This window comes from Stenotrophomonas sp. 71799_Sma, assembly GCF_056482505.1.
This window is the reverse complement of sequence record NZ_CM151202.1, coordinates 2,198,559-2,222,090: the sequence shown is the minus strand read 5'-3', so window position 1 is coordinate 2,222,090 and position 23,532 is coordinate 2,198,559. Positions and strand designations below refer to the sequence as shown.

The window sequence follows — 23,532 nt, the reverse complement described above, 5'->3', positions numbered from 1 at the left end:
GCACCGGATACCACCATGACCACCGCCGTCAACAACCAGACCAACCAGGACGTCTACGCCGCGCTCGGCCTGAACGCCCCGAACAGCAACGCCACCAAGAAGAAGAACACGCTGGACCAGGCCGATTTCCTGCGCCTGATGACCGAGCAGCTGCAGCACCAGGATCCGCTGAAGCCGATGGACAACACGCAGATGGTTGCGCAGATGGCGCAGATGTCCACCGTGCAGGGCATCACCGATCTGAACAAGACGGTGAAGGGTTTCCAGGAATCGATGGCCAGCGACCAGGTGCTGCGCGGTGCCGCTCTGGTTGGCCACCAGGTACTGGTGCCGTCGGAAAAGCTGGTACTGGAAAAGGAAGGCAGCGTCGAAGGCACGGTGGCTGCGCCCTCGGCCGGCATCGTGACCGTCGACATCACCGATGCCAACGGCACCAAGGTCACCTCGCTGAGCGTAGAAGCCAAGGCCGCTGGCGAAACCGCGTTTCAGTGGGACGGCAAGGACGCCAACGGCAAGCGCATGGAACCGGGCAAGTACTCCATCGTCGCCAACCACGTCGACACCGCCGGCAAGAGCACCAAGCTGTCCACCTTCGTGCAGGCCCCGGTGGAGAGCGTGACCGTCGGCTCCGACGGCCTGTACCTGAATCTCAAGGGCCTGGGCACGGCCCCGATCGACTACGTGCTCCGCGTCAGCTGAGCCGCACATTCCGCATCTACCAGGAGCATCCCATGGGCTTCAACGTCTCCCTGTCCGGCATCAATGCCGCCAATACCGACCTGAGCGTCACCGCCAACAACGTCGCCAACGTCAATACCGCCGGCTTCAAGCAATCACGCGCCGAGTTCGCTGACCTGTTCGCCTCCACCAGCTACGGCCTGTCGAAGAACCAGACCGGCTCGGGCGTGCGTGTTTCCAACGTGGCCCAACAATTCATCCAGGGCCACAACGAGCAGACCGGCCGCAGCCTGGACATGGCGATCTCCGGTGAGGGCTTCTTCACAATGAACATGAACGGCTCGCGCGTGTACTCGCGTGCCGGCAACTTCCAGACCGATTCCGCCGGCTATGTGATCAACCCGCAGGGCGCGCGCCTGCAGGTGTTCGCGCCGAACGCCGATGGCACCAACTTCGATGCCGGCCGCCTGGTGGACCTGCAGCTGCTGACTACCGACAGCGCGCCGAAGCAGACCAGCGAAGTGAAGGTCGGTTTCACCCTGCCCGCCAACGCCAAGCAACCGACGGTCACCAATTTCGATCCGACCGACTCCAACAGCTACAACCACTCCAGCGGCGGCATCACCGTGTACGACTCGCTGGGCGTGAGCCACATCCAGGTCTCGTACTTCGTGAAAGGCGCCAACCCCAACGAGTGGACCGTGCGCAACTACGTGGATGGCCAGCCGGCCGGCGCACCGACCCCGGTGACGTTCGACAACAGCGGCAAGCTGACCAATCCTGCCAACGGCAAGGTCAGCCTCGGTACTTTCACCCCGACCACCGGCGCGGGCCAGCTGAACATGACGCTGGATATCAGCGGCTCGACCCAGTACGGCGAGAAGTTCGCGCTGCGCAACACCCAGCAGGACGGCTACGCCGCCGGCAAGCTCAACGAGATCACCGTGTCGGAAACCGGCGTGGTCTATGCCCGCTACTCCAACGGCGACGACAAGCCCCTCGGCCAGGTCGCACTGACCACGTTCAACAACACGCAGGGTCTGGAGCAGAAGGGCAACAACCTGTGGGTGGAGACGTTCGAGTCGGGCACGCCGCGCACCGGCATGCCGGACACCTCCAACCTCGGCAAGATCCAGGCCGGTTCGCTGGAAGCGTCCACCGTCGACCTCACCGAGCAGCTGGTCAACATGATCACCGCGCAGCGCAACTTCCAGGCCAACGCGCAGATGATCACCACCCAGGACCAGATCACCCAGACCGTCATCAACATCCGTTGATGACGCGCTGACCCTGTCACGGAACTCCCCGCATGGATAAAGCCCTTTACGTGGCGATGACCGGTGCCCGCGCCTCCCTGCAGGCGCAGGGCACGCTCAGCCACAACCTCGCCAACTCCGATACCCCCGGCTTCAAGGAAGCGCTGGCCAACACCGAAGCCTTCCCGATCCGTGGCCCGGGCTTTGCCTCGCGGGTGGATGCGCTGCATGTCGATGCCGGGTTCAACCGCACGCCCGGTTCGCAGCACATCACCGGCAAGCCGCTGGACCTGTCCCTGCAGACCGGCACCTGGCTGGCCGTGCAGTCCAGTGACGGCAGCGAGGCGTACACGCGCGGCGCGGCGTTGTCGGTGACGCCGAACGGCCAGCTGGTGACCTCCAGCGGCCGTCCGGTACTGGATGACAACAACAACCCGATCGCCATTCCGCCCTACCAGGCGATGGAGATCGGTGCCGACGGCACGCTCTCGATCATCCCGCAGGGCGAAGGTCCGCAGACCATGGCGCAGATCGGTCGCATCAAAGTGGTGCAGGCACCGGATGAACGCCTGGAGCGTGGCCTGGACGGCCTGTTCCGCAACACCGACCCACTGCAGCCGTTCGCACCGGCACAGGGCACGGCCGTGCACAGCGGCCAGCTGGAAGGCAGCAACGTGGATGCCGCTGGCGCGCTGGTGCAGATGATCCAGCTGCAGCGCCAGTACGAAATGCAGGTGCAGGTGATCAAGCACGGCGACGAAAACGCGCGCAGCGCCAACAGCATGCTGCGCCTGGGCAGCTGACGGAATTCCGGCGCCGGTTGATGCCAGCGCTGGCACACCGCTTGCACACCCGATACCAAGGGCCGCACCACGCGGCCGGCTTCACCAGACAGGACATCGAAGATGAACCAGGCATTGTGGATCGCGAAAACCGGACTGGATGCGCAGCAGATGCGCATGTCGGTGGTTTCCAACAACCTCGCCAACACCAACACCACCGGCTTCAAGCAGGACCGTGCCAGTTTTGAAGACCTGCTGTACCAGCAGGTGCGCCAGCCCGGCGGCTCCTCCTCGGCACAGACGCAGCTGCCAACCGGCCTGCAACTGGGTACCGGCGTGCGCGTGGTCGCCACCGCCAAGAATTTTGAACAGGGTGGCCAGCAGCAGACCGGCCGCGCCCTCGACGTGATGGTCAATGGCCGCGGCTTCTTCGAGGTTCAGATGCCTGATGGCAGCTCGGCCTACACCCGTGATGGCTCGTTCAAGATCAACCAGGACAGCGAGCTGGTCACCAACAGCGGCTACCCGGTGCAGCCAGGCATCCAGATTCCCGAAGGCGCGCAGTCGGTAACCATCGGTACCGACGGCACCATCAGCGTGAAGATGGCCGACGGCGCCGCCTCGGTGGAAGTCGGCGCGCTGACCCTGACCGACTTCGTCAATCCGGCCGGCCTGCAGGCCCGTGGCGAGAATCTGTTCCTCGAGACCACTGCGTCCGGTCCGGCACAGAACGGCAACCCCGGCCTCAACGGCCTCGGCACCGTGGTGCAGGGCGCGCTGGAAGGCAGCAACGTCAACGTGGTGGAAGAGCTGGTGTCGATGATCGAAACCCAGCGCGCCTACGAGATGAACGCCAAGGCGATCTCCACCACCGACTCGATGCTCGGTTATCTCAACAACAAGCTCTGACCGGCCAAACCGGGAAACCGCCATGTCGCCCATTTCCAACTTCGCCCGCACTGCCCTCGCCTGCGCCGTGGCCGCCCTGCTCGGTGGCTGCGTGATCGCGGGCGACGTGCGCCCCTACCCGACGATGGCACCGATCCAGCCGATCATGCCGCCGCAGGCACAGCCGACCGCCGGCGCGATCTACGCTGCCGGCCCGACCCTGCAGCTGTATTCGGACCGGCGCGCGCGCGATGTTGGCGACCTGTTGACCATCACCCTGATGGAAAACACCACCGCGCAGACCAGTGCCAACACGGCCACCAACAAGGAATCGAACCTGAGCCTGGGTACGCCGTCCATTCTCGGTGCTCCGGTCACCCTCGGCGGCAAGGACATCCTGAGTGCCACAGCCAAGGGCGCGCGTGACTTCACCGGCAAGGGCAACAGCGCGCAGAGCAACCGCCTGCAGGGCAGCGTCACCGTCACCGTGGTCCAACGCCTGCCCAACGGCAACCTGGTGGTGCAGGGGCAGAAGAACCTGCGGCTCAACCAGGGCGATGAACTGGTGCAGGTGCAGGGCATCGTGCGCCCGGGCGACATCAGCCAGGACAACACCATTCCGTCCAGCCGCGTGGCCGAGGCCCGCATCGTCTACGGCGGCCGCGGTCCCGTCGCGCAGTCCAACGCGATGGGCTGGCTGAGCCGCTTCTTCAACTCCGGCCTGACGCCGTTCTGAGTATGGCCATGAAACTCTTCTCCTCTTCTTCCTGGCAGCGACGCATGGCGTCGTTCGTCGCGCTGATGCTGCTGGTCGTGGCTGCCCCTGCCAGCGCCGAGCGCATCAAGGACCTGGCCCAGGTCGGCGGCGTGCGCGGCAATGCGCTGGTGGGTTATGGCCTGGTGGTCGGCCTGGATGGCAGCGGCGACCGCACCAGCCAGGCACCCTTCACCGTGCAGAGCCTGAAGAACCTGCTCGGCGAACTGGGCGTCAACGTGCCGCCGAACGTCAACCCGCAGCTGAAGAACGTGGCCGCCGTGGCGATCCACGCCGAACTGCCGCCGTTCGCCAAGCCGGGCCAGCCGATCGACATCACCGTGTCCTCGATCGGCAACGCGGTCTCGCTGCGCGGCGGTTCGCTGCTGATGGCGCCGCTGCGCGGTGCTGACGGCCAGATCTATGCCATCGCCCAGGGCAACCTGATCGTCGGCGGCTTTGGTGCGCAGGGCAAGGATGGTTCCCGTGTCTCGGTGAACGTGCCCAGCGTCGGCCGCATTCCCAACGGTGCCACCGTTGAACGTGCCCTGCCCGATCCGTTGGCCAACGGCGGCGACATCACCCTGAACCTGCACAACAACGACTTCACCACGGTCTCGCGCATGGTTGCCGCGCTCAACAACGCCTTCGGCGAAGGTGCCGCGCGTGCGGTCGACGGCGTGACCGTAGCGGTTACCGCGCCGACCGATCCGGGCGCACGCATCGGCCTGCTGGCGCGAATCGAGAACCTGGAACTGACCCCCGGCAGCGCCCCGGCCAAGGTGGTGGTCAATTCGCGTACCGGCACCGTGGTCATCGGCCAACAGGTGCGCGTGGGACCTGCGGCGATCTCGCATGGTTCGCTGACCGTGACCATCCAGGAAAACACCAACGTCAGCCAGCCCAATGCGCTGTCCGGCGGCCGCACCGTGGCCAGCCCGCAGTCGACCATCACTGCCACCAACGACGGCAGCCGCATGTTCAAGTTCAGCGGCGGCACCACCCTGGACGAGATCGTGCACGCGGTGAACGCCGTGGGCGCAGCACCGGGCGATCTCATCGCGATCCTGGAAGCCCTGAAGCAGGCCGGCGCATTGAGTGCCGAGCTCGAGGTGATCTGATATGCGTATTAATCCCGCATTCGATCTGCACCCGGCGCAACAGAACGATCCGGCCAAGATCGACAAGGTCGCGCGCCAGCTGGAAGGCCAGTTCGCGCAGATGCTGGTCAAGAGCATGCGTGACGCCAGCTTCGGCGATTCGCTGTTCCCCGGCGAAAACAAGATGTTCCGCGAGATGTACGACCAGAAGATTGCCGAGGCGATGACCCGCGGCAAGGGCCTGGGCCTGTCGGGCATGATCAGCCGGCAGCTGTCCGGCCAGGCCGCCGACGGCCCTGCGCTGGATACCCGCGTGGACCCGGCCAAGGCCAGTCGTGCCTACCAGCTCAATGCACCGGCCAAGCCGGCACCGTCGCTACCGCTGGAAGACGGCAGTCAGGCCGTGCGCCTGCTGCAGCAGATGGCCGCCGGTGCACAGCACGGTGCGCAGGCGGCAGTCGCACCGATGGAACAAGCCCTGGACCTGATCGCCGGCCGCGAGAGCAGCAGCATGCACCGCTCGTTGGGCACCGAGGATCCGTACATCGGCAGCCTGCAGGGCGAGGACTGGGCCGCCAACGGCGACCATTGGTCGGCCACCGCCAGCAACCGCGGCACCGCCATCAGCCCGGCCGATGCGATGGCTACCCGCACCGCCGTCGCCCAGCTGGGCGAGCACACCCCGGAAGGCTTCGTTGCCAGCATCTGGCAGCACGCGCAGAGTGCAGCCAAGGAACTGGGCGTGGATGCCCGCGCCCTGGTCGCCCAGGCCGCGCTGGAAACCGGCTGGGGCAAGCGCCACATCAAGCACGCCGATGGCAGCACTTCGCACAACCTGTTCGGCATCAAGGCCAATGGCTGGAACGGCCAGCGCGCCGTAGCCGGCACCCATGAATATGTCGATGGCGTGCGCCGCAACGAGACCGCCAGCTTCCGTGCCTACAGTTCGCCGGCCGAAAGCTTCGCCGACTACGTGCGTCTGCTGAAGACCAGCCCGCGTTACCAGCAGGCCCTGCAGGCCGGCACCGACGTGCAGGGCTTCGCCCGCGGCCTGCAGCGCGCCGGCTATGCCACCGATCCGCGTTACGCGGCCAAGATCGCCGCGATCGCCGGCGGCCCGACCATCGAGCGCGCCGTCAGCGCCGTCGCCGATGCCGGCTCACGCCTTGGCCAGACCTTCGCCAGCACCGCAACCGCGGCGCTGGGTATCACTCGTCGTTGAGGAACCCCATGTCCAGCGTACTTTCCACCGGTACTGGTGCCCTGCTCGCCTTCCAGCGTGCGTTGGCGACCACCAGCCACAACGTCGCCAACATCAACACCCCTGGCTACAGCCGGCAGAAGGTCGACTTCGCCACGTCTGATCCGCAGAACTACGGCTTTGGGGACGTTGGCAGCGGCACCCGCATCACCGATATCCGCCGTGCTGCCGACCAGCTGGCCATCTCGCGCCTGCTCGACAGCAGCGGCGAGCTGGCACGCCTGAAGCAGCTTTCGGGCATGGCCGACCGGGTGAATGCCCTGTTCTCGGACCCGGCCACGAATGTCGCCGGCTCCTGGTCCAACTTCTTCGACGCCGTCAGTGGCCTTTCGTCCAACGCGGCCGGCACGGCCGACCGGCAGAGCCTGCTCGATGGCGGCAAGGCCCTGGCGAGCCGCTTCGTGCAGCTCAACACGCAGATGAACAACCTGAGCAGCGAGGTCAACAACGGGCTCATTGCCGGCGCCACGGAAGTCAATCGCCTGGCGCAGGAGATTGCGCAGATCAACGGCGCCATTGGCAGCAACGTGGCCAACGCGGCGCCGGACCTGCTCGACCGTCGCGACCAGCTGATCTCGCAGCTGATCGGTTACACCGGTGGCACTGCCGTCGTCCAGGATGGCGGCGTGATGAACGTCTATACCGCAGGCGGCAATGCGCTGGTGGTGGGCACGACCGCGTCCAAGGTCACTACGGTGACCGATCCATACCAGCCCGAACGCCTGCAACTGGCGCTGGAAACCCAGGGCAACACGATCACGCTCGATCCCAAGGCAGTGGGCGGAAAGATCGGCGGCATGCTCGAGTTCCGCGATACCGTGCTGACACCGGCCCAGGCCGAACTGGGCAAGCTCGCCGTCGGCCTGGCCGAGAGCTTCAACCAGGCGCACCACCAGGGCGTGGACCTGTACGGCAAGATGGGCGGCGACTTCTTCACCATCGGCAACCCACGCGTCACGCCCAACGCGACCAATACCGGTACCGGCAGCCTCACTGCGACCTACGGTGACCTCTCCAAGCTGGAGGCACAGAACATCGTCCTCAAGTTCGACGGCACCCAGTGGCAGGCCACCCGCGCCGACACTGGCGCCACCGTTGCGTTGACCGGTACCGGCACCGCCGCCGATCCGCTGGTGATCAATGGCGTCAGGCTGGTGGTCGGCGGCACCCCGGCCACCAACGACCGTTTCCTCCTGCAGCCGACCGCGGGCGTCGCCGGAAGCCTGGAAACCGCCATCACCGATCCCTCCCGCATCGCCGCAGCGGCAGCGGTCAAGGGTACGGCTGCACTGGCCAACACCGGCACCGGGAAGCTGACCGGCGTCACCGTCAACGACGTATCCAATCCGAACCTGCGCGACCCAGCCGCAATCGTGTTCACGTCGGCGACCACCTACACCATCAACGGTGGGCCGCCGCAGACCTACACGCCGGGCCAGACCATCAGCGCCAATGGCTGGAGCTTCGTGCTGGACGGCGCACCGAAGGTCGGCGACACCTTCAATATCAGCCCTACTCCGGCAGGCTCGTCGGACAACAGCAACGCGGCAAAGCTGGCCAAGGTCGAGGACGCCAAGGCGTTCAACGGCGGCACCGTCACCCTCAACGGTGCGCTGGGGGGGTTGACCACGCAGGTCGGCGCGGCGGCACGTTCGGCCGAGTACTCGCTGGACGCGCAGCAGGTCATCACGGACAAGGCGCAGGCAGCCCGCGACGAGATCTCCGGCGTCAACCTGGATGAGGAAGCAGCCGACATGCTGCGGTTGCAGCAGGCCTATCAGGCCGCCTCACAGCTGATCTCCACCGCCGACAACATGTTCCAGACCATCCTGGGAGCCGTCCGTCGATGAGCAGCCGAATTTCCACCGGGATGATGTTCAACCAGTCCGTGTCGCTGATGCTCGCCAAGCAGTCGAAAATCAGCCACCTCGAGCAGCAGATCGCGACTGGCAGCAAGATCACCTCCGCCAAGGACGACCCGGTCGCTGCAGGTACGGCCGTTGGCCTGGACCGTGTCGTGGCCGGGCTCGAGCAGCTCGGCAAGAACGCCAACAGCGTGCAGAACCGCCTGGGCCTGCAGGAAAACGCCTTGGCTCAGGTCAATGAGCTCATGTCGCGCGCCGTGGAGTTGAGTATCCAGGCCAACAGCCCGGTGCCCAAGGCCAGTGACCTCAAGGCCATCGTCAGCGAGCTGAAGACCATCCAGGAAAGCCTGCTGTCGCTGGCCAATTCCAGGGATGGCAGCGGACGCTACCTGTTCGGTGGCAGCAACGACGCTGACGCCCCATTCCAGCGAAGCGGCGGCACCGTGACCTACAGCGGTGACCAGAACCAGCGGCAGGTGGAGGTGGCACCGGGCCAACTGGTCTCCGACGCCCTGCCCGGCAGCGAGATCTTCATGCGCATCCCCACCGGCGATGGCCGTGTGGATGCCAGCGCGGCCGCCGGCAACACCGGCAGTGGCCTGTTGACCTCGGTCAGCCGTGACGGCAGCGGCAGCTGGGCCGGCGGCACGCTCAATGTCCGCTTCACCGGCACTGCCGAAGGTGCCTATGAGGTGGTTGATGGCACCGGAACGGTGGTCGGCAGCGGAACCCACAAACCCGGCGAGGACATTGTCGTTGGCGGCGTGCGCATGCGCATCGAGGGCAAGCCAGCCGCCGGTGATCAGTTCAACGTCAGCGACGCGGGTAGCCGCGACATCTTCTCCACCCTGGACAAACTGGTCGCCGCACTGGAAACCGACCCGTCCACCGAAAGCCAGCGCACGGCGCTGCAGAACACGCTGCAGTCCAGCATCCGCGACCTCAACAGGGCCTCGGAAACGATGATCGACGCCCGCGCCAAGGGCGGCGCCCAGCTGGCCGCCATCGATACCGCGGCCAGCGCCCGCGAAGCCACAGCCGTCACCGTCAAGAGCACACTCTCGACGATGCGCGACCTCGATTACGCCGATGCCATCGGCCAATACAAGCTGGAGACCGCCGCCCTTCAAGCCGCCCAGACGATCTTCAGCCAGATGCAGGCGATGTCCCTGTTCAACAAGATCCGCTAGTCCCTTTCCTCGTTCCATCCGTCTTCCAGCACGGCGCGTCCCGCGCCTTCCACACCGAAACAACCGAGCAACCACGGAGAAGCACCATGGCACAGATCATCAACACCAACACCATGTCGCTGAACGCTCAGCGCAACCTGTCCACCAGCAGCAGCTCGCTGGCCACCTCGATCCAGCGCCTGTCCTCGGGCATGCGTATCAACAGTGCCAAGGACGACGCCGCCGGTCTGGCGATCTCCGAGCGGTTCACCACCCAGATCCGTGGCATCAACCAGGCCGCGCGCAACGCCAACGACGGCATCTCGCTGGCACAGACCGCTGAAGGCGCACTGGGCGAAGTCGGCAACAATCTGCAGCGCATCCGCGAACTGGCCGTTCAGGCCCGCAGCGCAACCAACTCCGCCTCGGACCGCCAGGCGCTGAACGCCGAAGTGCAGCTGCTGAAGCAGGAAATCCAGCGCGTTGCGGAGCAGACCAACTTCAACGGCACCAGCCTGCTGGACGGCAGCTTCACCAACCAGGCCTTCCAGATCGGCGCCGACCAGGGCCAGACCATCAACATCTCGCAGATCACCAATGCGAATGTGCACAAGCTGGGCGACTGGACCAGTGCCTCGACCCCGGCAAGCGTGGCCGGCAAGACTGCGACCGGTGGCGCCGAGGCTGCGATTCCGACGACCTCGGGTACCTCCGGCATTTTCAATGATGTCGCGGCCGCTGCTCCTGCTTTCAGCTTCTCAGTAGGCGGCATTTCGATCCATACCGCTGCTGCTGGCGCCAATGTCACCGCCGCTGACATTACCGCAGCACTGGCCAGCAAGTCCGATGCATTGGCCGCCGCCGGCATCACCATGAGTGGCACCGTCGCTGCCGGCACCTTGGCGTTCTCGCGCGCCGACGGCAATGATCTGCCGATCACCGTCACCGGCGCTGGTACCGGTGAGGGCTTCGCCACTGGCGCCTTTGTCGCCAACCATCAAAACGGCACGCCGGCAGTTGCTGCTGATTTCCCCGCCATCACTGCCGGCCAGCTGACGCTGACCAAGGCCGATGGCAGTGGCGTGGTCGACATCAACGTTGGCGCCGCAAAGAACGCCTCGGAACGCAATACGTTGCTGGTGAACGCCATCAACGCCAAGACCCACGAAACCGGCGTCACCGCATCGCTGATCGACGGAAAGGTGCAGCTGGAAAACAAGGAAGGCAACTTCACCATTGGTGGCTCGCTGAGCGCCACCGCGCTGGCCAATGCCACTGGCCTGACGGCAGGCAGCAGCGCCACCAATGGCACGGCATTCACCGCAGGTACGGCCCAGACGGGCTTTGCAGAACTGGATATCTCCAACCAGGCCAACGCCGACAACGCCATCCTCGCCATGGATGCGGCGCTGCAGTCGGTCAATTCGGCCCGCGCCGACCTCGGCGCGATCCAGAACCGCTTCACCTCGACCATCGCCAATCTGAACACCAATTCGGAGAACCTGTCCGCCGCACGCAGCCGCATCCGCGACGTTGACTACGCACAGGAAACCGCCGAACTGACCCGCGGGCAGATCCTGCAGCAGGCCGGCACGGCCATGCTGGCCCAGGCCAACCAGGTGCCGCAGAACGTACTGCGCCTGCTGCAGTCGTAATACCTGCACCACTCGAGCTGGAGCCGGGCCCCGCCATGCAGATGGCGGGGCCTTTTCGTTTGACCAGAGAAAAAAGGATCGAAACTCCGCTAAAGGCCGGAGGGGTAGTGCCGTTATTGATTTCAGCAGCGGTAGCACACCCCTTGGGGGGACGCCAGCCACTGCCCCCCGAAACCGGTCAGGCTGCTCTGCCGGACACACTGCCTACAAGGAAACCGCACCATGGCACAAGTCATCAACACCAACACCATGTCGCTGAACGCCCAGCGCAACCTGGGCACCAGCGGCGCCAACCTGGCCACCACCATTCAGCGCCTGTCCTCGGGCATGCGCATCAACAGCGCCAAGGACGATGCTGCCGGCCTGGCGATCTCCGAGCGTTTCACCACCCAGATCCGCGGCGCCAACCAGGCCGCCCGCAACGCCAACGACGGCATCTCGCTGGCCCAGACCGCCGAAGGCGCACTGGGTGAGATCGGCAACAACCTGCAGCGCGTCCGCGAGCTGGCCGTGCAGTCGCGCAGCGCAACCAACTCTGATTCCGACCGTCAGGCCCTGAACGCCGAAGTGCAGCTGCTGAAGCAGGAAATCCAGCGCGTCGCCGAACAGACCAACTTCAACGGCACCAACCTGCTGGACGGCACCTTCACCAACCAGGCCTTCCAGATCGGCGCCAACCAGGGCCAGACGATCAACATCTCGCAGGTTGCCAACGCCAACATCAGCAAGCTGGGTAACTGGACCACCGCGTCGAAAGCTGCGACCGCAACCGGCGCCGTACCGGTGGGTGGCGCAACCGCAGGCACCCCAAATGCAACTGCGGCGACCGTCGCGGCGGGTGATTTCACGGCAGCTACGAGCTATGCCGAGTCCACTCTGAATGTGAACGGTGTGAACGTCACCGTCGCTGCTGCAACGGGCGCGGACAATGCCGCTGCTGCTGCCGACCTCATCTCGAAGATGGCCACGGCGATCAATAGCAACGCTACTCTGGCCGCCTCTGGTGTGACCATGGATGGCACTTCTGGCGTCATCTCGAACGCTGGCGCCGGCTTTAGCATGACGGGCGGCAACCTCACCGCAGCGAAGACTGTTGCTGCAGCGACCGTTCTGCCGAAGGCTGCCGACTTCTCCACCGGCGTCGCCGCTGGCGAACTTCAGATCAGCAAGAGTGATGGCTCCGGCTTCGTCGACATTACCGTCGGCGGTGCGAAGACCGCAGGCGAGCGCAGCACCGCACTGGTCAACGCAATCAATGCGAAGACCCACGAGACGGGTGTCACCGCCTCGCTGGTGGAAGGCAAGCTGCAGCTGACCTCGGAGAAGGCCGACTTCGAAGTGAAGAGCAGCCTGACCGCCGACAAGCTGAAGGATGCTACCGGCCTGGCCACTGGCACCGCCAAGTTCACGGCAGGCAAGGCCGCTGAAGGCTTTGCCGATCTGGACATCTCCTCGAAGGACGGTGCCGACAACGCCATCCTGGCGATGGACGCTGCCCTGAACTCGATCAACTCCGCCCGCGCCGACCTGGGTGCAATCCAGAACCGCTTCACCTCGGTGGTTGCGAACCTGAACACCTCGTCGGAAAACATGTCGGCTGCCCGCAGCCGCATCCGCGACGTGGACTACGCTTCGGAAACCGCCGAGCTGACCCGCAACCAGATCCTGCAGCAGGCCGGTACCGCCATGCTTGCCCAGGCCAACCAGTCCAGCCAGAACGTGCTGAGCCTGCTGCGCTGATCCAGCGGTAGTACAAGGCAACAACGGGAAGGGGGCGCAAGCCCCCTTCTTCGTGCCCGGTGGCGGATTGGCATGGGCCTTGCAGAAGGCTGGAGAGCGTTTCCACGCTCAAGCTCGCCCCTCCCAGGCCGATAGCAGGTGCAGGACACCCGCCCGGCCCGTCCAAGATAAAGGATTCCCCTCATGGCCATCGGCACGATTGGTTCCGGCCTCGACATTCCCAGCCTGGTTGCACAGCTGACCGCCAAGGAACGCGAGCCCCGGGAAAAGCAGATCAACTCGGCGGGTGTTGCCGCCAGCGCCAAGCTTTCGGCGCTTGGCACCATCAAAAGCGGAATGACAGGTCTGCAGAGCGCGCTGAAGACCCTGGTCAAGGGTGTGGCCACCCCCGGCCTGAAAGTCAGCACGCCAACCGAGTCGAACTTCACTGCGACCCTGGACACCAGCACGACCGCCGGCAAGGCTGCTGCGGGCAGCCACCAGGTGGAAGTCAAATCCCTGGCACAGAACCAGAAGCTCAGCTCCAAGGCGTATACAAAGGACGCCGTGGTTGGCGACGGAACGCTGACGATCGCATACGGCGACAAGTCCATCAGCGTGAACATCGAACCCGGCGCGACGATGGAGAAGATCGCAGCCGAGATCAATTCCGCCGCCGAGAGCAAGGGCGTCACCGCAGCCGTGGTGACCGCCGACGATGGCATGCACCTGGTATTGACCGCCGTTGATTCCGGCAGCAAGGGCGCGTTGAAGGTCAGCGCCAGTGGCGGCAATGGCGGACTCTCCGAGCTGGCCTATGACGGCACATCCGCATCGAAGATGACCGAGATGGTGCCCGCCAAGGATGCAGTGGTGGTGGTGGATGGTTTCACCCGCACCAGCAGCTCCAACACGATCACCGACCTGGTACCTGGCATCAGCCTCACCCTGACCAAGGCGAAGGAAGGCGAGACGCAGACGCTGACCGTCACTCCGGACAACAGCACGCTGAAGACCAATCTCACGGCCTTCATCACCGCCTACAACGGCATCCAGACCACGTTGAAGAATTCCAGCGCTTACAACGCTGAGACGCGCACGGCCTCGACCATGACCGGTGACGCCATGGTCCGTGGCCTGCAGCAGCAGCTGCGCGCCCAGCTGAGTGCCAACGTCAACGACCTCAAGGATCTGGGCATCACCATTGCCGCCGACGGCAGCATGAGCCTTGATGGCGCCAAGCTCGACACCGCGCTGGCGAAGAACCCGGAGGCCGCCACCAAGCTGTTCGGTGCAGAGGGCGCGCTGGGCAAGCCGATGACCGAACTGCTCAAGAGCAGCCTGGACGCGACCACCGGCACGATCACCCAGCGTACGGCGACCTTGAACAAGCAGATCAAGGCACTGGAAAAGCAGCTGGACGAGCTGGACAAGAACATGGAAAAGGTGGCCGACCGCTACACCAAGCAGTTCACCGCGATGGAAAAGATGGTCACGCAGATGCAATCGGCCGGCGGCTCGCTCATCCAGCAGCTCGGCAACTGATTTCCAGGCATTTTTCCGGCGCAGTCGGTACTCAAGTAGAGCCCCGGCTGCGCCGATAACCCGTTAGACCCGTGCCGAACCCCTCAACCCACGCGGATGGGCAGGCATTCCAGGAGACTTCCCCTATGTACGGTTCCAATCGGCAGTTCGCCGAGCAGTACCGAAAAGTCGGCGTGACCACCTCGGTCGTCGATGCCGATCCACACAAGTTGGTAGCGCTGCTGCTGGCCGGTGCCTGCGAGCGCATCCGCACCGCTGAAGCCTCTTTGCAGCAGAATGACCAGGCGCGCAAGGGCAAGGCCATCGGCGAAGCCTGCGCCATCGTCGGCCACCTCAACGGCTCGCTCGATCACGAAGCCGGTGGCGAGATTGCCGGCAATCTGTCGGCACTGTACGACTTCGTCATCATGCGCCTGACCGAGGGCAACCTGCACAACGATCCGACCGCACTGAAGGAAGCCCTGGGCTTGATGGTGGAGATCGACTCGGCCTGGAACGCGATTCCGGCAGACCAGCGCCAGGTCACCAAAGCGGTGGCGCCATGAACCTTCAGACTATGCACGACGCCCTTGATACGCTGGAAACCAGCCTCGAGGGCGAGGACCACGACACCAGCGAACGGCTGATGGCCGAACACCTGGAAGCCGTGGCTGCCCTGTCGCTGGTTGTCGAGCGCCCCAGTGATGCCGCCATCCTCGCGTTGCGCGACCACCAGCAACGCGTACTGGCGCGCATGATCTCCCTCCGCGATGAAGCCGCAGCTCACCTGAAGCACACCGGCCGCTCCCTTCGCGCGGCGCATGCCTACCTGCAGGCAGAATCACTCGCATGACCCAACTGCCGACCACGTCGCTGCACCACCCCGCCGAAAGCGAGCTGTTCGACGAAACGCTCAGCTGCGAGCTGGCCTTGCCGGCCGAGTTCCAGGCAGGCAGCGCCGCCGGTCGCACCAGCAGTGCCGAAGGTCTGCTGCGCAGCCTGGCCCTGGTCGAGGACAGCCGCGTTGACGAGCACGACGACCGCAATGAGTCCAGCCTGCAGTTGCAGCGGCTGGAAGCCAAGCTGGATCTGGCGATGGTGCTGCTCGGCCGTCTGGTACGCCAACAGGGCCAGGAACTGACGCTGCGCCCTGTGCGCTGGTCACGCCGCGGCATACGCCTGCAGCTGGGGCCGCGCAGCGGCGCCAGCCCCGGCCAGGCCGGCCTGGTGCGTCTGCAGCCCAGCGACTGGCTGCCTGACCATATCGACCTTCCCGTGGAAGTGATCGCCGAAGCGGCGGACGGTGGCGGTGGTCATTACCTGTGGCTGCGTTTCCAGCGTCTTGGCGATGGCCTGGAGATGGCAATGGAGCGGCATCTGTTCCGCCTGCATCGCCGCCAGGTGGCCGAAGCACGCCGCGCCCGCTGAAACCTGCCACCATGACGCCGGATGGGCAACCCTTGGCGCGCCCGTTCAGCTAAGTTAAGGTGGACTCCCCTCACGGACCTCCAACGTGCCTGTGCGAGTTCTCATCGTCGACGATCACACCCTGGTCCGCGCCGGCCTGGCGCGGCTGCTGCAGGGGTTTGCCGACGTGCAGCTCGTCGCCGAGGCCAGCAATGCCGAGCAGGCACTGCAGCTGGCCCTGCAGCACGCCCCGGACGTGATCCTGATGGACCTGTCACTGCCCGGCCGCACCGGCCTGGAAGCCCTCAGCGACATCCGCCTGCGCGCCCCCGGCACGCGGGTGGTGATGATGACCATGCACGACGACGCCGCACACGTGCGCGATGCACTCGATCGCGGTGCGGTCGGGTTCCTGGTCAAGGATGCCGCACCGCAGGAGCTTGAACTGGCGCTGCGTGCCGCGCACGCCGGCCAGGTGTTCCTGAGCCCGCAGATCTCCGCCAAGATGCTGGCACCGATGCTCGGTCGCGAGAAACCCACCGGCATCGCCGCACTGTCGCCGCGCCAGCGCGAGATCCTGCGCCGCATCGGCAAGGGCGAAAGCAACAAGGAAATCGCCGCCGACCTCGGCATCAGCGTCAAGACAGTGGAAACCCACCGCGCACGCATGATGGAGTCGCTGGGCTGTCGCCGCGCCAACGATCTGCTGCTGCTGGCCGCGCGCCACCAGCACGAGCTGGAGTGATCCGACCCCACCGTGCGTGGGCGTCGGGAAAATGCCGGGTGGAGTCGACTGCCAGTCGACTTGCGCGCGAAGCGCGGGCGTTTTCCGTTGTCTGACCGGAGAGCAGTCGACTGGCAGTCGACTCTACCAACCCACGCCCGCCCTCTTCACTGACGACGAATTCCCGTCACCCCGACACGCCCTGACAGGAATCCGTACACGGCGCAGCCCGATCAATCCGGGACCCACACCGGAAATCAGCAACTTAGCGGCGATCATCGTCAACATTCCGCGACAATGTAGGGAATACCCCTACACCCTGTCAGGACATTCACGAAGCCCCTCAGGAACCCCCTGATTCCGCCCCCGCCGGATCAAAAGCAAGATGCGTTCCACAAGGCGCCGGGGAGCGGTGCCGGGGAACCACGATGAAGGCTGCACTCTCGGCCCAGCTGGGCCAACAACTTCACCTCACCCCGCAGTTGCTGCAGTCGATCCGGCTGCTGCAGCTTGATGGCCTGCACCTGGAACAGGAAATCCAGCGCCTGCTGGACTCCAACCCGCTGCTGGAGATCGAAGAGGCTGAAGCACCCACCGCCGAAGCCACCGAGGCCGGCGCCACCACGCTGGAAACCGCTGCGTTCGACGAGCTGCCCGAGTCGTCGATGTGGGACGTGGCCGGCGCCAGCTGGCAGGACGGCGACGACGACCGCATGGCGCGCATCGCCGCCGGCGAATCGAGCGACCCGCAGCTGCGCGTGCTGCAGCGCCTGTCGCTGGACATGGATGACCGCGAGCTGGCCGTGGCCGCCTTCTGGCTGGACCATTGCGATGAGGCAGGCTACCTGCAGGCACCGCTGGACCAGCTGCAGCTGCTGGCCAGCGCCCAGTTCGACATCGCCGCCGACGGCGTGGAAGCCATCCGTCAGCAGCTGCTGCATGGCGAGCCGGCCGGCATGGCCGCACAGGACCTGCGCGAAGGCCTGCAGGCCCAGCTGCGCAGCCTGCACGGCGTAGTCCCCGCCCGCCACCTGGCGGCACGCATTCTCGATGGCGCGCTCGACGCGCTGGCCGCGCACGACTACCCCGCCCTCGCTCGCCAGCACGATGCCGAGATCGACGACGTGCGCGAGGCGGTGCGCCTGATCCTCTCGCTGCAGCCGCGCCCGGGTGACAGCCTGCTGCCCGAACGCAATGCCGTGGTGGTGCCGGACGTGGTCGCCTGGCACGCCGACGACAAGTGGAAGGTGGCGCTGAATCCGGCGACCAGCCGCCGCGTCTCGATCAACAGCCAGTACGAACAGGCCCTGGCCGAGACCAGCGAGGCCGCACCGGCACTGCGCGAAATGCTGCAGGAAGCGCGCTGGTTCAGCCGCGGCCTGTCGATGCGCTACGACACCCTGCTGCGCACCGCGCGGGTGATCGTCGAACGCCAGGCCGCGTTCCTGGTGCGTGGCGAGGAGGCCATGGCGCCGCTGACGTTGAAGGAAGTGGCCGAGGAAATCGGCATGCACGAGTCCACCGTCTCGCGCATCACCACCGGCAAGTTCCTGCAGACCCCGCGCGGCACCTTCGAACTGAAGCACTTCTTCGCCGTGCGCCTGGAAGGCGCCAGCGTCTCCGGGCAGGCCGTGAAGGCCATGGTCCGCCGCCTGATCGACGCCGAACCGGCCGGCCGCCCGCTGGCCGACGAGGCCATCGCCGGCCTGCTGTCGCGCCAGGGGGTGAACATTGCCCGCCGAACCGTCGCAAAATACCGAGAACAACTGGACATCGCCCCGGCCCGTGAACGGCGCCGGCTTGGCGCCAGGCAACCGCAGCTGGCCCGGGTGGGCTGAAAAGGATGTTGGACATGAACAAGCTCACGGTCCTGCTGGTCGATGACCACGAGGGCTTCATCAACGCGGCGATGCGCCATTTCCGCAAGATCGACTGGCTGCAGATCGTCGGCAGCGCCGGCAACGGCCTGGAAGCGATCGAGCGCTCGGAAACGCTGCGCCCGCAGGTGGTGCTGATGGACCTGGCGATGCCGGAAATGGGCGGCCTGCAGGCCACCCGCCTGATCAAGTCGCAGGACGATGCACCGTACATCGTGATCGCCAGCCACTTCGACGACGCCGAGCACCGCGAACACGCGCTACGCGCTGGCGCCGACAATTTTGTCAGCAAGCTGTCCTACATCCAGGAAGTCATGCCGATCCTGGAAGGCCTCAGGGAGGATCGATCGTGAGCGAATCGCGCATCCTGGTGCTGGACAACGACGCCGTGCGCGCAGAGCGCACCGTTGCCCTGCTGGAATTCATGGATTTCAACCCGCGCTGGGTTTCCGACGCGGCCGACTTCGACCTGGGTCGCCAGCGCCAGAACGACTGGATGGCCGTGATCGTCGGCAGCCTGGACGACACCGCTGCCAGCACCGCGCTGTACAACTGGCTGGGCGGCAGCAGCCTGCCGCCGCCGGTACTGCTGGCCGACGGTGATGCCGCAGCCTTTGCCCATCAGCACGGCCTGCACGAAGCCAACATCTGGCCGCTGGAAACGCCGCTGCGCCATGCGCAGATGGAAGCCCTGCTGCGCCGCGCCAGCCTCAAGCGCCTGGACGCCGAGCACCAGGCCGGCGCCGCCCAGGACCAGGGCCCGACCGGCAACGGTCCGGCAGTGACTGCGTTGCGCACGATGATCGAACAGGTGGCCGCATTCGACACCACCGTGCTCGTGCTGGGCGAATCCGGTACCGGCAAGGAAGTCGTGTCGCGCGCAATCCATCAGCGCTCGCCGCGCCGCGACGGCCCGTTCGTGGCGATCAACTGCGGCGCCATTCCGGCCGACCTGCTGGAAAGCGAACTGTTCGGCCACGAAAAGGGTGCCTTCACCGGCGCACTGACCGCGCGCAAGGGCCGTTTCGAAATGGCCGAAGGCGGTACCCTGCTGCTCGACGAAATCGGCGACATGAGCCTGCCGATGCAGGTGAAGCTGCTGCGCGTGCTGCAGGAACGCAGTTTCGAGCGTGTCGGTGGTAACCAGACCATCCGCTGCAACGTACGCGTTGTGGCCGCGACCCATCGCGACCTGGAAACCCGCATCGCCGAAGGCAAGTTCCGCGAGGACCTGTTCTACCGCCTCAACGTGTTCCCGATCGACGTGCCCGCCCTGCGCGAGCGTCGCGAAGACCTGCCGGCGCTGGTGGAAACCATCGCCGCACAGCTGGCCCGCACCGGCCGTGGCGAAGTGCGCTTCACCCCGGAAGCCCTGCAGGCCCTGGCCGGCTACGAGTGGCCCGGCAACGTGCGCGAACTGACCAACCTGGTCGAGCGCCTGGCGGTGCTGCACCCGGGCGGCTCGGTGCGCGTTCAGGACCTGCCGGCCCGCTACCGTGGCGACGCTGCACTGGCAGCGGTGGCCGCACCGGCACCGGTACAGCCGACGGCCAGCGAAGAACGCCTCGACCTGCGCAGCTTCTCGTTCCACACCCCGGGCGGCGGCAGCCAACCGGCGCTGGAGCACAGCATTGCCGTCAATCGCGCCGCAGCACCGGCGGCGCTGCCCGATGAAGGCATGGACCTGCGCAACCACATGGCCAACATCGAACTGGGCCTGATCAACGAAGCACTGGAGCGCACCCAGGGCGTCGTCGCCCACGCCGCCCAGCTGCTCGGCCTGCGCCGCACCACCCTGGTGGAAAAGCTGCGCAAGTACGGCATCGAACGCGAGCAGGCCGAACTGGCCGGCTGAACCTCGCGACCAGCATGAAGGGGGCACGAACGCCTGGGCTTGCCCGGGCGTTGGTGTTTCCAGTACCTGGGGTCAGATCCCTTTTCCTGCGGAAAGAGATCTGACCCCATTGCATTTGCACGTTTTCCTAAAGACATCACCGCCGCAGTGCGGAGCATGGCAAGGACATCCCAACGAGGTCCCACCATGCATCGCCTCACTCTGCTCGCCGCCTTGCTCTGCCCGCCCCTGGCCAGCGCCGCCGACTGCACCCTGCCCACCACGCTGGACCAGCGCCAGTTCACCAACCTCAGCGACCCGCTGTACGCACCGGACAACCCCAATGCCGGACGCATGGTGCAGGTCAGCTTCGCCGGCAACCAGTATGTGCTGGACATCCTCGGCACCGACCTCCGCATCGGCGGCAGCTACCGCTATCAGCACCTGGCCCCCCATATCGCGGAAATCCAGATGACCGAAGCCCACCCGGCCGGCCCTACCCACTACACCCTGCTGCTGACCTGCCAGACCGACCACCAGGGCCGCTTCATCTACACCCAGCACGACGGCCCCATCGCACCCCGCCAGCGCCAGAATTCCGGCCGCTGGACCCTGCAGCCATAGGCCAGAAAACCGACGCCGGTTAAATGGCGCCTTCAATGGGGTAAGAGCCCGTGCCGACCAACGGTCGGCACCCACCATCAGCAGCAGGTTCCAACAGATCGCGGAATTCTGTCGAAGGCGGGGTGGGTCCGGTTGCGGGGGCGTGAGCCGCATGGATGCGGCGACCGAGCTTACATGGACGTACTTGCAGCGTCCCCCGCAACCGGACCCACCCCGCCCCCCACGGATAGCCCGCCGTTGACGTTGACGTTGATTCGGCGGGTGCAGGGCGCAGCCCTGCCAGCACACCCAAAACCCTCACTTCACTGAATCGAAAACCGGTTTCGGCACGGCACTTGCACCTGCTCCAGCAGACAACCCCATCCCCTGTTTCTGGAACCGTTGCAGATGTCCCACTCCGTCACGTCGATCCTTTCGCAGATCCGCTCCTATCAGACCCAGATGGGACAGCCGGCGCTCAACCCGCTGGGCGAAACGCCGCGCAGCAACGCCCTGCCGGGCACGGTGCTGGATGCACCGCAGGCCCAGCCGGCCAGCTTCACCGAAACCCTGCGTGGTGCGATTGCCGGCGTCAACGACGCGCAACAGAAATCCGGCGCCCTGGCAAAAGCCTTCGAAATGGGCGACCCCAGCGCCGACCTCGCCAAGGTCATGGTCGCCTCGCAGCAGTCCCAGATCGCCTTCCGCGCCACCGTGGAAGTCCGCAACCGTCTCGTCCAGGCCTACCAGGACGTGATGAACATGCCGCTGTAAGGATAGAACCGCATGGCCCTGTCGCTCTCCAAGGAATCCCTGAACGCCGAAAAGGCGGGCCAGTGGTTCGATCGGCTGCAAAGCCTGCAGATCACCCGTCGGCTCGGACTGATGGCGATGATCGCCGTGGCCGTAGCGGCCGGGCTGTCCGTGTTCTTCTGGTCGCAGAAGCCCGGCATGGTCCCGCTGTATACCGGCCTGGACCAGAAGGCCACCGCTGAAGCGACCGACCTGCTGCGCGCCGCGCAGATCCCGTTCGCGCTCGACCCGGCCACCGGTGGCATCACCGTGCCGGAAAAGAACCTGCACGACGCCCGCCTGAAGCTGGCCGGCTCCGGCCTGACCGACAGCGGCAAGCTCGGCTTCGAGCTGATGGAACGCGACCCGGGCTTCGGCGTCAGCCAGTTCGTGGAAAGCGCGCGCTACCAGCATGCGTTGGAAACCGAGCTGTCGCGCACCATCAACACGCTGCGCCCGGTGCGCGATTCGCGCGTGCACCTGGCCATTCCCAAACCCAGCGCCTTCACCCGGCAGCGTGACGTGGCCAGCGCCTCGGTCACCCTGGAACTGCGTGGCGGCCAGCAGCTGGAACGCAGCCAGGTCGACGCCATCGTGCACATGGTCGCGGCCAGCATTCCGGACCTCGCTCCGGAACGGGTGACGGTGGTCGACCAGAGCGGGCGCATGCTCAGCATCACCGACCCGAACAGCGAAGCGGCAGTCAATGCGGCCCAGTTCGAGCAGGTCCGCCGCCAGGAAACCTCGTTCAACCAGCGCATCCGCGAGCTGCTGGAGCCGATGACCGGTCCTGGCCGCGTCAATCCGGAAGTGAGCGTGGACATGGACTTCTCGGTAACCGAGGAAGCCCGTGAGCTCTACAACGGTGAACCGCAGAAGCTGCGCAGCGAGCAGATGAGCGAGAACACCACCAGCACCCCGGGCCCGCAGGGCGTGCCGGGCGCGACCAGCAACAGCCCGCCGGGCCAGCAGGCCGCACCGGCAACCGCACAGACTCCGACCGAAAGCAGCAAGAACGCGACCCGCAACTACGAGCTGGACCGCACCCTGCAGCACACCCGTCAGCCGGCCGGCCGCATCAAGCGCGTCTCGGTGGCGGTGCTGGTGGACAACGTGCCGCGCGCCGGTGCCAACGGCAAAGTCGCGCCGCAGCCGCTGTCGGCGGCCGAGCTGACCCGCGTCGAGGCGCTGGTCAAGCAGGCCGTCGGCTTCAAGGCCGAGCGTGGCGACACCGTGTCGGTGATGAACGCCCCGTTCGTGCGTGACACCACGCCGGTCGAAGGCCCGGCATGGTGGGAGCTGCCGTGGGTGCACGACGCCGGCCGCATGCTGCTGGGTGCCGTGGTGGTGCTGGCGTTGCTGTTCGGTGTGCTGCGCCCTGCACTGCGCGCGATCACCGGCCAGAACAAGAAGAACGACCAGCTGGCACTGGAGCCGCATACCGCGGACGTGCAGCTGGTCGATGACGATGGCATGCCGCTGCCGGCGCTGGGCGCCGACCGGGCCAGCCTGGGCGGGCCGGATGCATTGGCCCTGCCGGTGGATTCATATGAGGAACGACTGCGGATGGCGCGTGAAGCCGTGAAGACCGACTCCAAGCGCGTGGCCCAGGTGGTCAAGGGCTGGGTGGCCAATGACTGAGGC

At 65.8% G+C, this 23,532-nt stretch carries 22 protein-coding genes and 1 pseudogene; all 23 read left to right on the top strand.

All coding sequences use genetic code 11. The annotated features are described in order from the left end of the window. Window positions 1-15 precede the first annotated feature (15 nt). On the top strand, window positions 16-699 hold the full coding sequence (locus tag ACZK4Z_RS10305) for a flagellar hook assembly protein FlgD (RefSeq protein ID WP_049421924.1): 684 nt from the start codon (window positions 16-18) through the stop codon (window positions 697-699). Between the two features lie 32 nt (window positions 700-731). Next, window positions 732-1,955 (top strand): flagellar hook protein FlgE, encoded by a 1,224-nt coding sequence (gene flgE, locus ACZK4Z_RS10300; RefSeq protein ID WP_107431886.1) that lies wholly within the window; start codon window positions 732-734, stop codon window positions 1,953-1,955. A 32-nt stretch (window positions 1,956-1,987) separates the two neighbouring features. Further along, the gene (locus ACZK4Z_RS10295; RefSeq protein WP_032127377.1) at window positions 1,988-2,737 is read left to right on the top strand and encodes a flagellar basal body rod protein FlgF; all 750 of its coding nucleotides are present in this window, start codon (window positions 1,988-1,990) and stop codon (window positions 2,735-2,737) included. A gap of 102 nt (window positions 2,738-2,839) precedes the next feature. Beyond that, window positions 2,840-3,625, top strand: coding sequence for a flagellar basal-body rod protein FlgG (gene flgG, locus ACZK4Z_RS10290; protein ID WP_005409571.1), 786 nt, complete (start codon window positions 2,840-2,842; stop codon window positions 3,623-3,625). Window positions 3,626-3,647: 22 nt separating this feature from the next. Continuing rightward, window positions 3,648-4,340 (top strand): flagellar basal body L-ring protein FlgH, encoded by a 693-nt coding sequence (gene flgH / locus ACZK4Z_RS10285; RefSeq protein WP_125895724.1) that lies wholly within the window; start codon window positions 3,648-3,650, stop codon window positions 4,338-4,340. A 2-nt stretch (window positions 4,341-4,342) separates the two neighbouring features. Then, window positions 4,343-5,479, top strand: a complete 1,137-nt coding sequence (locus ACZK4Z_RS10280) for a flagellar basal body P-ring protein FlgI (protein WP_049421917.1) — start codon at window positions 4,343-4,345, stop codon at window positions 5,477-5,479. Window position 5,480: 1 nt separating this feature from the next. Then, a complete protein-coding gene (gene flgJ / locus ACZK4Z_RS10275; RefSeq protein WP_125895723.1) occupies window positions 5,481-6,680 on the top strand; it encodes a flagellar assembly peptidoglycan hydrolase FlgJ in 1,200 nt (399 codons plus the stop codon). Window positions 6,681-6,688: 8 nt separating this feature from the next. Continuing rightward, entirely contained in the window at window positions 6,689-8,569 is a 1,881-nt protein-coding gene (gene flgK, locus ACZK4Z_RS10270) for a flagellar hook-associated protein FlgK (protein WP_125895722.1), read from the top strand. Next, window positions 8,566-9,774 carry a flagellar hook-associated protein FlgL gene (flgL, locus tag ACZK4Z_RS10265; protein ID WP_049398114.1) on the top strand — a complete coding sequence of 403 codons (1,209 nt, stop codon included), beginning with the start codon at window positions 8,566-8,568 and terminating at the stop codon, window positions 9,772-9,774. Before flgK ends, flgL begins: the two co-directional genes overlap by 4 nt. Window positions 9,775-9,860: 86 nt before the next feature. Beyond that, window positions 9,861-10,592: pseudogene (locus ACZK4Z_RS10260) on the top strand (flagellin N-terminal helical domain-containing protein); the annotation flags it as partial. Between the two features lie 33 nt (window positions 10,593-10,625). Continuing rightward, on the top strand, window positions 10,626-11,408 hold the full coding sequence (locus ACZK4Z_RS10255) for a flagellin (protein WP_312022980.1): 783 nt from the start codon (window positions 10,626-10,628) through the stop codon (window positions 11,406-11,408). 222 nt (window positions 11,409-11,630) lie between these two features. Next, window positions 11,631-13,148 (top strand): flagellin N-terminal helical domain-containing protein, encoded by a 1,518-nt coding sequence (locus ACZK4Z_RS10250; protein ID WP_106467965.1) that lies wholly within the window; start codon window positions 11,631-11,633, stop codon window positions 13,146-13,148. A 183-nt stretch (window positions 13,149-13,331) separates the two neighbouring features. Next, a complete protein-coding gene (gene fliD / locus ACZK4Z_RS10245) occupies window positions 13,332-14,672 on the top strand; it encodes a flagellar filament capping protein FliD (protein ID WP_049421909.1) in 1,341 nt (446 codons plus the stop codon). A 125-nt stretch (window positions 14,673-14,797) separates the two neighbouring features. Then, window positions 14,798-15,217 carry a flagellar export chaperone FliS gene (fliS, locus tag ACZK4Z_RS10240; RefSeq protein ID WP_049398118.1) on the top strand — a complete coding sequence of 140 codons (420 nt, stop codon included), beginning with the start codon at window positions 14,798-14,800 and terminating at the stop codon, window positions 15,215-15,217. After that, the gene (locus ACZK4Z_RS10235) at window positions 15,214-15,504 is read left to right on the top strand and encodes a hypothetical protein (RefSeq protein ID WP_125895720.1); all 291 of its coding nucleotides are present in this window, start codon (window positions 15,214-15,216) and stop codon (window positions 15,502-15,504) included. The genes fliS and ACZK4Z_RS10235 overlap by 4 nt, the downstream gene beginning before the upstream one ends. Then, on the top strand, window positions 15,501-16,079 hold the full coding sequence (locus tag ACZK4Z_RS10230) for a PilZ domain-containing protein (RefSeq protein ID WP_010485910.1): 579 nt from the start codon (window positions 15,501-15,503) through the stop codon (window positions 16,077-16,079). Before ACZK4Z_RS10235 ends, ACZK4Z_RS10230 begins: the two co-directional genes overlap by 4 nt. A gap of 91 nt (window positions 16,080-16,170) precedes the next feature. After that, the gene (locus tag ACZK4Z_RS10225; protein ID WP_032970105.1) at window positions 16,171-16,803 is read left to right on the top strand and encodes a response regulator; all 633 of its coding nucleotides are present in this window, start codon (window positions 16,171-16,173) and stop codon (window positions 16,801-16,803) included. Window positions 16,804-17,210: 407 nt separating this feature from the next. Continuing rightward, window positions 17,211-18,620 carry an RNA polymerase factor sigma-54 gene (gene rpoN / locus ACZK4Z_RS10220; RefSeq protein WP_125895719.1) on the top strand — a complete coding sequence of 470 codons (1,410 nt, stop codon included), beginning with the start codon at window positions 17,211-17,213 and terminating at the stop codon, window positions 18,618-18,620. A 14-nt stretch (window positions 18,621-18,634) separates the two neighbouring features. Then, window positions 18,635-19,012: a response regulator gene (locus tag ACZK4Z_RS10215; RefSeq protein ID WP_010485922.1), complete on the top strand. Its 378-nt coding sequence runs from the start codon at window positions 18,635-18,637 to the stop codon at window positions 19,010-19,012. Beyond that, window positions 19,009-20,514 carry a sigma-54 dependent transcriptional regulator gene (locus ACZK4Z_RS10210; RefSeq protein WP_125895718.1) on the top strand — a complete coding sequence of 502 codons (1,506 nt, stop codon included), beginning with the start codon at window positions 19,009-19,011 and terminating at the stop codon, window positions 20,512-20,514. The genes ACZK4Z_RS10215 and ACZK4Z_RS10210 overlap by 4 nt, the downstream gene beginning before the upstream one ends. A gap of 186 nt (window positions 20,515-20,700) precedes the next feature. Next, entirely contained in the window at window positions 20,701-21,117 is a 417-nt protein-coding gene (locus ACZK4Z_RS10205; RefSeq protein ID WP_125895717.1) for a hypothetical protein, read from the top strand. A 387-nt stretch (window positions 21,118-21,504) separates the two neighbouring features. Next, complete coding sequence (gene fliE, locus ACZK4Z_RS10200) at window positions 21,505-21,870, top strand: flagellar hook-basal body complex protein FliE (protein WP_005409552.1); 366 nt, start codon at window positions 21,505-21,507, stop codon at window positions 21,868-21,870. Window positions 21,871-21,882: 12 nt separating this feature from the next. Further along, window positions 21,883-23,529: a flagellar basal-body MS-ring/collar protein FliF gene (gene fliF, locus ACZK4Z_RS10195; RefSeq protein WP_125895416.1), complete on the top strand. Its 1,647-nt coding sequence runs from the start codon at window positions 21,883-21,885 to the stop codon at window positions 23,527-23,529. Window positions 23,530-23,532: the final 3 nt, after the last annotated feature.